This window comes from Rhodothermales bacterium, from assembly GCA_013002345.1.
Taxonomy (GTDB): domain Bacteria; phylum Bacteroidota; class Rhodothermia; order Rhodothermales; family JABDKH01; genus JABDKH01.
This window is the reverse complement of record JABDKH010000308.1, coordinates 1-14,857: the sequence shown is the minus strand read 5'-3', so window position 1 is coordinate 14,857 and position 14,857 is coordinate 1. Positions and strand designations below refer to the sequence as shown.

At 56.3% G+C, this 14,857-nt stretch carries 10 protein-coding genes; 8 read left to right on the top strand and 2 right to left on the bottom strand.

The window, feature by feature from the left end; genetic code table 11:
* Positions 1–68: 68 nt before the first annotated feature.
* The 8 genes from HKN37_14800 (at position 69) to HKN37_14765 (ending at position 12,337) form a co-directional block, all read left to right on the top strand.
* Positions 69–1,859, top strand: coding sequence for a hypothetical protein (locus HKN37_14800; GenBank protein ID NNE47917.1), 1,791 nt, complete (start codon positions 69–71; stop codon positions 1,857–1,859).
* Positions 1,860–1,882: 23 nt separating this feature from the next.
* Positions 1,883–2,695, top strand: coding sequence for a 1-acyl-sn-glycerol-3-phosphate acyltransferase (locus HKN37_14795; GenBank protein ID NNE47916.1), 813 nt, complete (start codon positions 1,883–1,885; stop codon positions 2,693–2,695).
* 147 nt (positions 2,696–2,842) lie between these two features.
* The gene (locus HKN37_14790; protein ID NNE47915.1) at positions 2,843–4,396 is read left to right on the top strand and encodes a PDZ domain-containing protein; all 1,554 of its coding nucleotides are present in this window, start codon (positions 2,843–2,845) and stop codon (positions 4,394–4,396) included.
* Between the two features lie 52 nt (positions 4,397–4,448).
* On the top strand, positions 4,449–5,621 hold the full coding sequence (gene aroC / locus HKN37_14785; protein ID NNE47914.1) for a chorismate synthase: 1,173 nt from the start codon (positions 4,449–4,451) through the stop codon (positions 5,619–5,621).
* Between the two features lie 139 nt (positions 5,622–5,760).
* Positions 5,761–7,293 (top strand): phytoene desaturase, encoded by a 1,533-nt coding sequence (locus HKN37_14780; protein ID NNE47913.1) that lies wholly within the window; start codon positions 5,761–5,763, stop codon positions 7,291–7,293.
* A gap of 156 nt (positions 7,294–7,449) precedes the next feature.
* On the top strand, positions 7,450–10,143 hold the full coding sequence (locus HKN37_14775) for a valine--tRNA ligase (protein ID NNE47912.1): 2,694 nt from the start codon (positions 7,450–7,452) through the stop codon (positions 10,141–10,143).
* A 19-nt stretch (positions 10,144–10,162) separates the two neighbouring features.
* Complete coding sequence (locus tag HKN37_14770) at positions 10,163–11,968, top strand: carbamoyltransferase (protein NNE47911.1); 1,806 nt, start codon at positions 10,163–10,165, stop codon at positions 11,966–11,968.
* A 6-nt stretch (positions 11,969–11,974) separates the two neighbouring features.
* Positions 11,975–12,337 carry a hypothetical protein gene (locus tag HKN37_14765; protein NNE47910.1) on the top strand — a complete coding sequence of 121 codons (363 nt, stop codon included), beginning with the start codon at positions 11,975–11,977 and terminating at the stop codon, positions 12,335–12,337.
* Positions 12,338–12,346: 9 nt separating this feature from the next.
* Here the strand turns inward: HKN37_14765 and HKN37_14760 are convergent, their stop codons facing one another.
* Together HKN37_14760 and HKN37_14755 are read right to left on the bottom strand one after the other, a co-directional pair.
* Entirely contained in the window at positions 12,347–13,861 is a 1,515-nt protein-coding gene (locus HKN37_14760; protein NNE47909.1) for an HAD-IG family 5'-nucleotidase, read from the bottom strand.
* A 64-nt stretch (positions 13,862–13,925) separates the two neighbouring features.
* Positions 13,926–14,857: aldehyde dehydrogenase family protein (locus HKN37_14755; GenBank protein ID NNE47908.1), on the bottom strand; the 932-nt coding region annotated here is incomplete at its 5' end.

Genomic DNA, 14,857 nt, shown 5'->3' with positions numbered 1-14,857 from the left:
GTACTATATGGTTGGGAACTAAGGGACAGGGTCTTGTGATCGTACCGAGCGAAGCTTCAGCTCGGAGAATGAGATCATTTCATAAGCCTAGCGACATACCAGATGACTATGTCGTAGCGTCGACACTGCTTGGAAAGCCCGTTGTTGCGGGGGTTTCGGGAGTCTACGGGATCGACGCCGAAGTGGCAGACTTCGTCCGACTTGACGAGATCTCACGACCCCGCCCGACGAGAGATTCGCTGCTCACATTTACTTCTGACGATGCCGGTCGTATCTGGCTCGTCATGAGCGATCGTGTTGAGATTCTTCAGAGGAGGTTCGACCGTGGTTTTGAGCGGGCCGTCCCTAGTGTTCTTCGATCGAGTCCGGCCGCGTTATCCCGCATCTTCGTCGAAGAATCAGGTGTCGCATGGATCAGCCGCGGCGACGAACTGTTCCGCTACGACCCGCACGTCGTCAAAAACTACGACAACCCGTACGGAGCATTCGTTCGGAAACTCACAGACCTGCGAACAGACTCCACGCTCTTCGGAGGCAATTTTCAGAATGAGGCTGGCGGCTTCGTGGGGGAACAACCTCCGGACAAGATCTTCGAGTTCGACTATGAACTAAATAACCTTCGCTTTGAGTTCGCAGCGCCCACCTATAACGCGCCAGAAGAAACGGTCTTCCAGTATCAGCTTGTTGGATACGACGACCAGTGGTCGCCATGGTCAAGAACCAACACCGCCTCATACTCGAGCTTGCCCGAGGGTACCTACAAGTTCATCGTCAGAGCAAGAAATGGTTTTGGCTATCTGAGCGACACCGGTGCCTACTCATTTCATGTGCTTCCGCCATGGTATCGAACATGGTGGGCATTTTCGCTCTACCTCCTCGGCGGAATCACGTTCGTCACACTCTCCTGGAAGTATGTGTCGATGGTCAAGGCGCAAAGAAGAGCGGAAGAACAAGCCCGGGAACTCGCCCGAGAGCGAGTGATCAACGAACGACTAAACGAGGCAAACGACCAGCTTCAAGTTGCCAACGTCCGCCTTCAGGAAGCCGTTACGCTGAAGGACGAATTCCTGGCAACTACCTCGCACGAACTCCGTACGCCAATCACCGCTATCCTCGGATATGCATCCATATTGAGAGAGGAAATACCGGGAGACTATCACGAGTTCGTGGACATCATTGAGAAGAGCGGCCACAGGCTTATGTCGACGCTCAACTCCCTGCTTGACCTCGCAAAGCTTCGGGCCGGAACGATGGAAGTCAACAATGACGTGATTGATCTTGCCGTTCTTCTGGACCAGATCGTGGAAACACACCGCCCGTCGGCCGTTGCGAAAGATGTCACAATTAAACTTCGGCTGGAGACAAACGACCCACACGCCTACTCTGATGAATACGCCCTGACCAAGGCGTTTGACAGCCTGCTTAACAATGCGATCAAATTCACCGAACAAGGAAGCGTCGAAGTTTCACTCGTCGACGAGGGGGACGCTCTCCAGGTCCACGTAGCAGATACAGGCGTCGGCATCGATACAAAATTCTTGCCTGCTCTCTTCGACGAGTTCCGGCAGGAATCGGGAGGATTGGCACGCACACATTCAGGAAATGGACTTGGTCTGGCGATTGCCGAGCGAATTGTAGATCTTCTCGGTGGCTCGATCGAGGTTCAAAGCGAAAAAGGAAGAGGGAGTACGTTCACGGTAATTCTTCCGAGACAGCCGGCACTGGCAACTCGGTCTGGAGGTGAATCCCATCGTTTAAGATCTACAGATCGCCTCGAAAGGGATTCGACAGAGCGACCGCGAGTCCCTCCGACACGTCAAAACCAGCAGGCCCCGGGGTTCGAAAAAGAACTTCCCTGATTTTCCGGCGATCACGGAGAATAATGCTCCTTCAGAAGATCTTTCTCTTTGCTCGCAGATGCTGGCGGCTCATTCTTATCGTGGTCACCATACTCGGCGAGACGCTATATCTGAATCTGTCAGTGCGGCAGAAGCCCGCCTCTCAGCGGCTCAGATACCGAGCCGACCGTCAATCCAGTGCCTGTCGCCGCGTAGTCAGAATCTGGAACGTCGACGTTCGCCTGCTCGGCGAAGCGCAGCCCGATGACGCATGCGTGATCGTTTCGAATCACCTCGGAATTCTGGACGGATTCGTGGTCGCTTCTATCTTTCCGGTGTCCATTTCCGGCAAGGCTGAACTCCTGAAGGTGCCCGTCGTGGGCTGGGTTTGTAGATCGATTGCGATGATCCCCGTCTATCGTCAACGCCGACTTCTATCAGTAGACTTTGCGGATAACGTGGCAGGTCGGCTTGACGCGGGCGTAAATGTCCTGGTCTTTCCCGAGGGAACGACCGTCGCAGGCACGGAGATTATGCCGTTCAAAACAGGTGGATTTGCTGCCATCGAGAACGCCACCGACCGAATCGCGCTCCCTATTACTTTGATGACCACCGAGGTTAACGAGGAGCCACCGGACAACCGCACACACTCGTGGTTCACCTGGTCGGACCCCCAGCAGAGCCTTTTCAGTCATTTCTGGAATCTCCTTGGTGTCCGATCGGCCCGTCTGGATATTGTCGTTGGACGAGCCGTCCACGCGGTAGGCCTGACGCGCAAGCAGCTAGCCGACAAATGCTTCGCGGAGATATCAGCAGTCAGTAAGTCTCAGGTCCTCGCTGCCGATACTCGAGAATAGCCTCAACCGCAAAGCCCCGGCACCCTTGACGAGGAGTCCGGCGCACATTATGCGGATTACATGCAACATGGATGACTGGTAGCGCGTCCTAAACGATAGCGCTGGTCTACTTCCGCGCTACAACCGCTGCCAATTGCCGGTCCACGTATGAATACGCCTGTCAGCAGAAAGCTTTTCTGGACTGTCACGATCGTAAGTTTTGTGATGATCGCAGCGCTCAGCGCGGTTCTGGCGACGGTGCTCTTCAATCAGCGGGAGTCTGCGCGAAACGCGCCGATCATAGAACGTATTCAGATCGGGCGCTCGTCCGTGCAGCCCGCCGGCCGTCCGGCAAATCTCTCCAGTGCAGATGAATTGAGCTCGCTGTTCAAAGATGCAGCAGGCGAGGTCAAGGGTGCAGTCGTGTACATCCAGGTTGACCTGGGAGGAGATTCGGAACCCGCGGAAGGTTGGGAGCGAAGGTTCTTTCACCGGTCGCCCAGGCAGAGTGTTGGAAGTGGGGTAATAATCAGCGAGACTGGCTACATCGTCACAAACAATCATGTAGTCGAAGGGTCCTCTTCGATGACGGTTACGCTAACAGACAAGAGGCAGTTCGCCGGCAGCATCGTCGGGACGGATCCAGCTACGGATCTTGCCGTCATCAGGATCGAAGATGCAACCGAATTGCCGGTCGCCGTCTTTGGCAATTCCGACGATGTCGAGGTGGGTCAATGGGTCCTTGCCATTGGCAATCCGTTTCGACTGACATCGACCGTCACCGCCGGCATCGTTAGCGCCCTTGGTCGCCAGGTAAACATTATTGGCGACAGTTTCGGGATCGAAGATTTCATTCAAACTGATGCCGCCATCAACCCGGGAAATTCAGGCGGCGCACTGGTCGATCTGAGCGGATCCCTCGTTGGAATAAACACTGCCATCGCAACGGAATCTGGTTCATACGAGGGCTACGGATTTGCGGTGCCGGTTAACCTTGTCGCCAGGGTGGCCGCCGACTTGATAGCGTATGGTGAGGTTCAGAGAGGTTTTCTGAACGTGGAGATCGCTCCCGTCAATGCGCGGCTCGCGGATCGTCTCGGACTGGGGTACATCGGTGGTGTGTACTTGAACGAGGTCTGGAGCGGGGGAGCCGCGGACAAGGCCGGGTTGCGCCCGGGAGATGTGGTCGTCTCGGTCGACAGCATGAATGTGGACGCTCCCAACGAGCTTCAAAGTGCTATTGCACGGAAGCGGCCCGGCGATCTTGTTCACCTCGACATCTGGCGCAGAGGGCGCAGTCAGAAGATTGAGGTTGTACTCATGGGCCGTGAGGATGCCGCCACAAAGACGTGGTTTGCCGATCTCAATGACAACGGTCGGACCTCGCCGCCTGAGCGTCCCACCGTACCGGAAGCCGAAGTCGATGTTGTTCATCTTGAGGAGATCGGAATCGGTGTTCGCGAGACGACGGCCGACGATCTGGAGCGATTCGCAGCCGAGTCGGGTGTATACGTGGCCTACATTGCTAGGGCCGGTATTGCGGCCGCGGCGGGTCTCAGGAGAGACGTGCTTGTGAGAAGCGTCGACTCGACTCCAGTAGGTACCGTCGAAGAGCTTCGCGAAGCGGTTTCATCTTCCCTCACCGGGGCTGGCTCCGCCGTGCTGGAAATCGTTGGCCGAGACGGAATATCGGCCTTCTACGAAGTGCGAGTCTCCCGCTAATACCGGGTATCGTTCGGTAATCATTCGCTCATTTACGTCCGGCCGATCTCCGATGATACGCTACCTAACCGCCGGTGAATCTCATGGTGAGGCACTCATCGGTATTGTCGAGGGAATGCCTGCGGGGGTAGCCGTTAGTCCCGAAGCCATAAACGAGCATCTGGCACGAAGATGGTTGGGATTCGGACGCGGTGGCCGAGCCAAGATCGAGCGTGATTCCGTTCACATTATTTCTGGTGTACGGTTCGGAAAGACAATGGGCAGCCCGGTTGCACTCCGTCTGGACAATGCTGCCTATCACAAGGATAGGTCGAACTGGGAATTCGTCATGGCCGTCGGTGGTAGTGGCGACGATGTCGATCCTGTAACGCTTCCAAGGCCTGGTCATGCGGATCTAGTTGGTACCCAGAAGTATCGCTTCGATGATATTCGTCCGGTAATCGAACGTGCGAGTGCTCGTGAGACGGCAATGCGTGTTGCCTGTTGTACGCTGGCGAGACCACTTCTCGAAGCGGTCGGTATTGAGGTCGGCAGTCACGTTACCGGAATCGGTCGGGTCCGATACTCGACGGCGGCGACGTATCTCTCCCGGCAATCCGAACTTCTGACCAACGGAGCAGGCAGTCTCAACAAGGCGGCGGACCAGTCTGACGTACGGATGATCGATCCAGATCTGTCGGCCCGTTGCATCGAGCATATCATTGAGACCAAAAAGTCCGGAGACTCGCTGGGCGGCTCCTACGAAGTGGTGGTGACCGGAGTGCCACCAGGTCTGGGATCGTACGTTCACTGGGATCGGCGACTTGACGGTCAGCTCGCGCAGGCGGTCATGTCAATACAGGGTCAGAAGGCGGTTGAGGTTGGTGACGGCATTGCCGGGTCGTTTGCTCCGGGCTCCGAGGTACACGACGAGATCGTCGCTGTCAGCGATGAATTGAGGCGCCGCACGAACAGGGCCGGAGGCATCGAGGGCGGCGTGTCGAACGGAATGCCCATCGTTGTGCGCGGCTACATGAAGCCGATACCCACTCTCATCAAGCCTCTGAACACTGTGGATATCGCGTCTGGCGTGCCGCAGCCAACTCGATACGAGAGAAGTGACGTGACCAGTGTGCCTGCAGCCTCGACGGTCGCCGAAGCGACGGTCGCCCTCGTTATCGCCAACGCTGTTCTGGAGAAATATGGTGGAGACAGTCTTGCCGAACTCAGGGCTCGATTCCCGTGACTCGATTCGCTCATCGGTCACTCTTCACCTACATTTCGGCCCATCCGTGTAACGCTCGTACCGATCGTGCGTTTGGATTCGAAACGACTAACAAACGACGTCGATCGCCCACAATCATCAAATGCCTTCCAAGAGTCAGATGGATAGCCGTATAGGTACAACACCTGAGCGAGAAGCACGTGCCGTCGTAATCGGAGCCGGCTTCGGAGGTCTGGCCGCGGCCGTCAGACTAGTAACCAGGGGGTACACGGTCACTCTCCTTGATCGGCTCGACCAGCCCGGTGGTCGTGCGCGCGTGTTCGAAGAAGACGGTTTCGTCTTCGATGGAGGGCCTACGGTCATTACGGCTCCTTTTCTGCTGGAGGAACTCTGGGACCTAGCTGGAAAGGAAATGAAGGAGTATGTCGACCTCCGTCCGGTCGACCCCTTCTACCGTATTCGTTTTGATGACGGGACCGCCTTCGACTATACGGGCGATCTGGACCGGATGAAGACTGAGATCGCGCGATTTGCTCCCGACGATGTTGAGGGATACGAACGCTTCCTGAAGAAGAGCGAGGACATCTTCCGTGTAGGATTCGAGCAACTCGGACACATCCCGTTCGACAAAGTGTGGGATATGGCGAAGATCGTGCCGGCAATGATGAAGCTCGAAAGCTACCGGACCGTCTATAGCCTGGTTTCGAAATACATCAAGAACGAGAAAATTCGGCAGGTGCTGTCGTTCCATCCGCTGCTGGTTGGTGGCAACCCGTTCAAGGTCACCTCGATCTACTCCCTCATCCTGTTCCTGGAACGCAAATGGGGTGTACACTATGCGATTGGTGGCACCGGCGCGATTGTGAAGGGGCTCGTCGATTTGCTTCTCGATCTAGGTGTCGACATTCGGCTCAACACCGAGGTAAGACAGATAAGAATTCGCGACGGAGTAGCCACCGGTGTGGTCCTCGCTGACGGAGAAGAAATCGATGCTGATATCGTCGTGTCGAATGCCGATGTGGCCTGGACATACAAGTACCTCGTGCCCGCCAACGCGCGACGACGGTGGACAAATAGACGAATCGATAGTCTGCGATACTCGATGGGACTCTTCGTCTGGTACTTCGGGACGAAGCGTAAGTATCCAGACGTCGTGCATCACACGATCCTCCTCGGGCCCCGATACAAAGGACTTCTTCGAGATGTGTTTGATCGCAAGATCCTGGCGGACGATTTCAGTCTCTACCTGCATCGTCCGACAGCAACGGATCCGGGAATGGCGCCGCCCGGCTGTGATTCTTTCTACGTTCTGTCACCTGTCCCGCACCTCGACAGCGGGATTGACTGGATCGCCGCTGCCGAGTCATATCGACAGCGTGTCAGTCGTTACCTGAGCGATTCTCTATTGCCCGGGCTCGAAGAGGAACTCGTAGTTTCAAGAATGCTTACCCCGGCCGACTTTGAGAAAGATTATTTGTCGTACAAGGGCGCGGCGTTCAGTGTGGAACCTGTACTAACGCAGAGCGCTTACTTCAGGCCTCACAATCGGAGCGAAGATGTTGAAGGCCTTTTCTTTACCGGTGCGGGCACACATCCGGGCGCAGGACTACCGGGCGTGCTCTCGACCGCGCGGGTCCTTGATACGGTTGTTCCAGCCCCTGATGCAGTTCTGCGTCGTCGCGCCGTGGTGTAGCCGCCGAGAGCGCCGTAACTTTGGCCAGTACCTCGTATTATTGCCGGTCGGCGCAATGCCGCTGGGTAACAACCTGGCTCCCGTTGCCAGGTTTTTGGGTTTTCGGCAGACCCCATGACACCTCACACCACGTACACGAAAAACACCATTTGAGTTATGGAGAGCGACGGACTGGACAAAGGCTCGCTCGTCAATCGCGAGGCGTATGACCCGCGAAGCATCGAGGGGAAATGGTACGAGTACTGGGAGAACCACGGCTACTTCGGGACTTCCGCCGACTCATCGCGGAAGCCGCATGTCATCATGATGCCGCCTCCGAACGTGACCGGGCGTCTTCACATGGGTCACGCGCTTCAGGACACAATCCAGGACGCACTTACGCGCCTTCGCCGCATGCAGGGCTTCGAAGCCCTCTGGATGCCGGGCAAGGACCACGCGGGGATCGCGACACAGAACGTTGTAGAACGATCCATAAAAGACCGGGACGGTCGATCGCGACACGATCTCGGTCGTGATGCATTCATGGCTCATGTCTGGGACTGGGTGGACGAGTACGGCGATATCATTCTTCAGCAGAAACGCCGACTCGGCGACTCATGCGACTGGGCACGAGAACGATTTACAATGGACGAAGGGTACGTGGAAGCGGTCCAGCGTGTGTTCGTTCAATTGTATGAGGAGGGTCTGATCTATCGCGGTGACTATCTGGTCAACTGGGATCCCGAAAACCGCACGGCTCTGTCAGACGAGGAGGTGGACAATGTCGAGCGAGACGGCAGTCTGTGGTACGTCCGCTATCGACTGGCAGATGGGTCGGGTCACATTACTGTGGCAACGACGCGCCCCGAAACAATGCTGGGTGATACTGCCATCGCTGTCCATCCGGACGACGCTCGTTATGCGGACCTCATTGGTAAGAAAGTAATCCTACCACTGGTCGAGCGTGAACTTCCTGTTGTCGCTGACGAGTACGTCAAGATGGAGTTCGCCGTTGGCGCACTCAAGATTACGCCGGCACACGACAAGAACGATTTCGAAATTGGTCAACGACACGGCCTCGATGTCGTCAACGTCTTGAACCCGGACGGGACCATCAACTCGAACGGCGGTGCCTACATGGGTCTCGATCGTTTCGTGGCGCGGGATCGAATAGTCGCCGATCTCGAGAGCCAGGGCCTGCTCGAGAAGGTGGAGCCGTACAAGATCAATGTTCCTGTCTCGAGTCGATCGAAAGAGATTATCGAGCCACTGATTTCGCGGCAGTGGTTCGTCAAGATGGAGCCGCTGGCCCAACCCGCTATCGAGGCAGTTCGGAGCGGAAAGATCACGTTCTACCCGAAGCGATGGGAGAACGAGTACTTCCGCTGGCTGGAAGACATCCGGGACTGGTGCATCAGCAGACAATTGTGGTGGGGTCACCGAATTCCGGTCTGGTACTACACCAACGCGGATGGTCATATCGACGAATCTCGCGCCTTCGTCGTTTCGGTCAATCAGCCCGAGCAGGGGATGATTCAGGACGAGGATGTTCTCGATACGTGGTTCTCATCGTGGCTCTGGCCTTTTGCAACACTCGGCTGGCCTCACGACGACGACAAGGCGAAAAAAGACGTCTCGTTCTTCTACCCGACTGACGTGCTGGTGTCGGGCTACGACATCCTGTTTTTCTGGATCGCCCGGATGATCATGGCCGGACTTCATTTCACCGGGGAAATACCGTACCGCGACATCTTCATCACGGGAATGATCAAGGACAAGCTTGGACGATGGATGTCCAAGAGTCTGGGGAATGGAATTGATCCGCTCGAGATGATTGAAGAATACGGAGCCGACGCAGTCCGCTATTCCTTGACCATCTTGTGCGCGCAGGGCCAGGACATCAAGCTTGACCCGACGAAGTTCGAGATGGGTCGCAATTTTGCGAACAAGATCTGGAACGCCTTCAATGTATTTGGCCAGTTCATGGAGCCGGGCCGTCAGTATCGCCGGACGCGCGAGTACGCCGAACTCGACCTTGTGGAGCAGTGGATTCTGCATCGACTGAACACTACGATCGAGCGTGTTAACGAATCCGTTGATCGCTATCGCCTGAATGAAGCGCTGGCCTCTGTATATGATGTGTTTTGGAGAGACTTCTGCGACTGGTATCTGGAGCTGATCAAGCCGCCCAGAGGATCTTCGATGGAAGACGAGCGAATTGCGTTGGCCGTCGAACTGTATGAGAAAATGATCCTCCTCCTTCATCCGTTCATGCCCTTCATTACGGAAGATCTCTGGCAGCGAGTCAGGCCCCGCGGCGAAGGCGAGTCGTGCATGGTTCAGGAGTGGCCGGCTGCGAACCCGACTGAGAAATCTGACAGTGCCGCTGAAACGTTCTCTGTCATTCAGGAGATGGTGTCAGGTATTCGGAATATCCGTGCGGAGTACAACGTTCCGCCGTCGAAACACATCGGCGTGATCATCAATGTTTCTTCGAAAGAACCCGACCTTCTTGAGGCGCTCGAAAGCCATCGCGACTACTTCGAGAAGCTCGCGCGCGTCGATCAGCTTGAGGTTGGCAGCGGTCGGAAGAAGCCGATCGCGAGCGCTTCAGCCGTCGTTGGACGAAACGTCGTGTTTATCCCGCTGTCCGGGATGATCGATCTTTCCGTTGAGCGGGACAGACTCCAGAAAGAGATCGATCAAAAGGAGGACTTTGTCGTCAAGATTCAGAAGAAGCTTCAGAATCGACAGTTCGTGAGTAAGGCTCCTGCGGAAGTGGTGGAGCGTGAACGCAAGAAAGAGGCGGATACGATCGCCGAGCTGAAGCGACTCCGGGCCAATCTCGAAGATCTGGCTAGTGTGAACTGAAAGGTAGCGAGGGCTCCGCTTGGGTTACGTTCTCGGAATATCGTGCTGGTATCACGACTCGGCCGCCGCCCTCTTGCTGGACGGTGAAGTTGTCGCTGCGGCGCAGGAGGAACGATTCACCCGCAGGAAGCACGATCCGGAATTTCCCACGCACGCCATCCGGTACTGTCTGGATTATGCCGGGATCTCGTCGCGCGACCTCGACGCCATAGCCTTCTACGACAAGCCCTTTCTAAAATTTGAGCGGCTGTTGGAGACGTATGTTTCGTATGCGCCGCGCGGCCTGCGTTCGTTCACGAAAGCGATGCCTCTGTGGCTGAAGCGCAAGCTGTGGATTCCTGATCTCCTCCAGCGCGAATTGGAATACGATGGAGTCATCGTGTTCCCGGAACACCACGAGAGTCACGCGGCGAGTGCTTTCTTCCCGTCGCCGTTTGAACGATCAGCCTTTCTGACAACCGACGGAGTCGGAGAATGGACCACGACATCGTTCGGTGTCGGCGCGGGTAGTTCAATCGAAATCCAGAGTGAGATCCACTTTCCGCATTCACTTGGCTTGCTGTACAGTGCGTTCACGTACTTCTGCGGTTTCAAGGTGAATTCAGGTGAGTACAAACTGATGGGTCTTGCGCCGTATGGTGAGCCGCGCTTCGTATCTACGATCCGGGAAAAGCTCATCGATGTTCGCAGCGACGGATCGTTCCGCCTCAACATGAAGTACTTCGAGTATGCTCACGGATTGCGAATGACGGGACGCAAGTTCGCGACGCTTTTCGAAGGACCGGAAAGAAAGCCCGAGACACCCCTGACCCAGCGCGAGATGGATCTGGCACGCTCTGTCCAGGAGGTCACGGAAGACGTGATCTTGTCGATGGCATCGCACGTACGTCAGGTAACGGGTGAGACAAATCTGTGCCTCGCCGGCGGGGTGGCATTGAATTGTGTGGCCAACGGTCGGCTTTTGCGCGAGGGTGGATTCGAAGATATCTGGATTCAGCCGGCTGCCGGGGATGCCGGAGGCTCCCTCGGTGCGGCACTAGTCGCCTGGTACGACTATTTCGGGAAGGACCGGGTACCCAGGCGGCCTGATGCCATGAGGGCCAGCCATCTGGGTCCGGAATTCAGTGACAGTGATATCAAGTCATTTCTCAAGTCGAACGACATCCCGTTCGAGACCATGGAAAGTGGCGATGTGGCTGCTCGCACGGCGGCTCTCCTTGCCGCAGGTAACGTCGTTGGCTGGTTCCATGGCCGCATGGAGTTCGGCCCGCGGGCGCTGGGTTGCCGTTCCATTCTCGCGGATCCTCGTGGTCGCGACGTTCAGCGACGAGTGAATCTGAAGATCAAGTTTCGCGAGAGCTTCCGACCCTTTGCACCAAGCGTGTCGGCCGAAGACGTCTCCTCTTTTTTTGAAACGGAAGCGGAGAGCCCGTACATGTTGCTGGTGTCTTCTGTGCGGAACGTGGCGATCAGCGGGACCGGGCTCGACCGCCTTTCCCTTATCGATTCTCCCATTCCGGCGGTCACCCACGTTGATGGCTCAGCCAGAATCCAGACCGTAGACGAAACGCGCAATCCACTCTTCCATCGCTTGCTGAAGGAGTTCGGTCATCTCACGGGCTGTCCCGTTCTCGTCAACACAAGTTTTAACGTGCGTGGGGAACCCATCGTATGCACGCCCGACGATGCTTTTCAGTGTTTTCGGAGAACGAACATGGATGCGTTGGTGATGGGCGCCCACCTTATCACCAGGGAGATGTTGGGCGAACCGGATTCAGATCTGTACTCTCTGGAGGAGATCGCGTCCCAGTACGGACTTGACTAACGCGAAATGATTAACCAACAGTACCGCACAAGTGCGCTCGTGATCTTGGTGTTTTTCGTGGCACTCACCGTCGCAGCGTGCGGCACACGAGACAAGGGTCCGGCGTTACGCGTCGAGACAATCGAGCTCAAGCTTCATCCGAGCGGTGCGCGCATTCTCACGGGAACGGTGTTCAACGACTCGGATACTGCCGTCGGCGGTGCCCAGATTCAGATAACATTATTCGACGACAAGAATCGACGTGTCGACGGAATGTACGCGGTGGTCAGAGAGATACCCGCACATGGATCGGCAGATTTCAGAGAGCCGGTACAGAGCGACTACGACGTCCAGGCTGTGCGCGTGCGGAGTGTCGTGGTGCTCAACTAGTGAGTCGCACTAGATGTAGGCTCCGAATTCGTCGATTGTGTCATGGGGCAGGCTCCCCCGGTGCGCACGCAAGTATATGTAAGGCGTGTGATGCAGAAAGTTAGATACCCGAGTCGTATAGACATCCGCGTACCTCTCGATCTGCCGGGCGAGATGGCTTTTGTCCTTCCCGGTTCGCATCAGCGGTCCCCAGTTCGGATTGAGTAGACGAGCTGACGCCTGCGCCAGCGGTGCAATCTTCTCGTCGAGCCTGACAAGCCTGCCCCGCAACTCGGACATCTGCTTTTCATGAATTGCGGGCTCCGTATCGTCGGACTCACCATAGCCGTGCCTGGCACGAAGCAGGCGTACCCGCGTCTCGGAATACTCCGACTCAATCTGCTCTTTCCGCTGCATCAAATCCGTCAATATCACTTCCGATTTCTGGAATCCTTCGAGGGCGCGAATCTCATCCTCCAACTCACGGATGATGAGCGCAGTACGCCATCGGTTGATGCTCTTCGACACGTTGACGTCGGCGAAGATGTGGTCGCCGACGTACAGAATCTCGTCTCCGGAGAGATCGAGGCTGTCCTCAACCAGACTGGCATTGGCTCCAACATAGGTGCGGCCGGACTCGAGCAAGCCCACGTGAGCCTTCAGGAGACCAGCTTCGTCAACCACTTCAAATGTTGGCATCCGGAGCGCGAAGAAATCGGGTTTGCGTGCTCCAACAATCTTGATGTCAAACAGGTCGGTCCACGTCATACCGTCTGGCAGATACGAATCCAGCACGAATGACATCATCGGGGCGGTGTAACTCCATTCCGAATTGGTGATGAGCAGAAGCTTCTTTCCTGCAAACTTCTGGTCGAGCAAAGCGGGCGCAAGATCCTTGTCGAGTTCGACGAAGCGCTCGGGATCGGACATGATATCCCTCTTCAACTGACCTTCCACGTGAGCTTCGTCGAGGGAGCGCCGCACGAATTGATAGAGTTCATCATAGCCACGAACCTGATTCACGTGCCCGTCGTCGAGAAGATCGACCAGCTGCATATACATGCAGGCTTCTGAAATCGAGAACAACGTGTTCATGAAGACCCACCGACGGTCGCTCAGGTCGACAAGCGTGTCGCGATACACCCGCTTCTTTGATTCGAACTCGATCGGCTTTGTGCCGTGAAAGGCGTGCTTCACATATCCGAAGCGGTTAGCCTTCAGGACATTGCCCCTGGAGGTATCGATGATCAATCCTCGCGTCACCAGATTGGGATCGAATTCGAGCTTTTCGACGGGCCAATTTGCCGCAAGCAATCTAGCCTTGAGGTGATCGTACGCACGGTTCTCCCACTCACTCATCCGATAGTGGATCAGCGTGTAATCCATGTCGTAGCCAATCGCCTGGATCGATCGCAGGTTCAGCGTGCGATTGCAGAAAAGGCCGTGTACATAGCGCGTGTCGAACTCGGTGTCCGCCGCACTGGTATTGCTTGATCGAAGTTGTGCGCTCCGACGTTTCGTTCTGGCAGAGGAGTGGGAGGACATATCTGTGGGTATCAGTTAGGAGTAGAGGTCGCGTGGACCTGAGGGTTCTCTGCGTCCAGTGTTGTCAGTTGATGTAGACGCTCTTGATGTTAACGAACTCGCGAATACCGTTTCGCCCCAGTTCGCGACCAAATCCGCTTTCCTTGATTCCACCAAAAGGAAGTCGCGGGTCCGAACGGACGAAAGTGTTGACGAAGCATGCTCCCGCCTCCAGCTGTTCCTCAGCAATCTTTCGCCCTCGCCTGACGTTGCGGGTGAATACGGCGGCTCCGAGTCCATACACAGAGTCGTTGGCTACCTCGATGGCCTCGTCGTCGTTATTCACCGGGATAATCGCGGCGACAGGCCCAAACAATTCGTCGTCATACGCCGGCATTCCGGGCGAGACATTGGTCAGCACGGTAGGAGGGTAGAACACACCTTCTCCGTCGGGAATGAATCCCCCCAACAGGCAACTGGCCCCCCGCTCGACGCTTCGTTGAACCTGAAGGTGGAGCTCTGCCCTTAGGTCCGCTCGGGCGAGCGGGCCGACATCAGTGGTTTCCTTCAGCGGATCGCCGACTCTCCTGGAGCGCATTTCATTTACGAACCTGTCTTCGAATTCAGCCAGGATCGCTTTCGGGACAATGAAGCGTTTGGCCGCAATGCACGACTGGCCATTATTGATCAATCGACTCTGGACGCAGAGACGGACGGCCTCTCGAAGGTTCGCGTCCTCGAGAACGACATAGGGGTCACTTCCGCCGAGTTCGAGAACGGTTCTCTTCAGAACGGCGGCGGCCGACGTCGCAACGGCTTTCCCTGCCTGCGTGCTGCCCGTTAGCGAGACAGCGCGGATCACTGGATGCCGAATAACGCGATCGACCTCGTCGCCGCCAATAAGCAATGTTCGGAAGATGTCATTCGGGAAGCCAGCCGCCACGAACACACTCTCGATGGCGAGTGCACAGCCCGGTACGTTGGACGCATGTTTCAGAACCGCGCCGTTACCCGCCA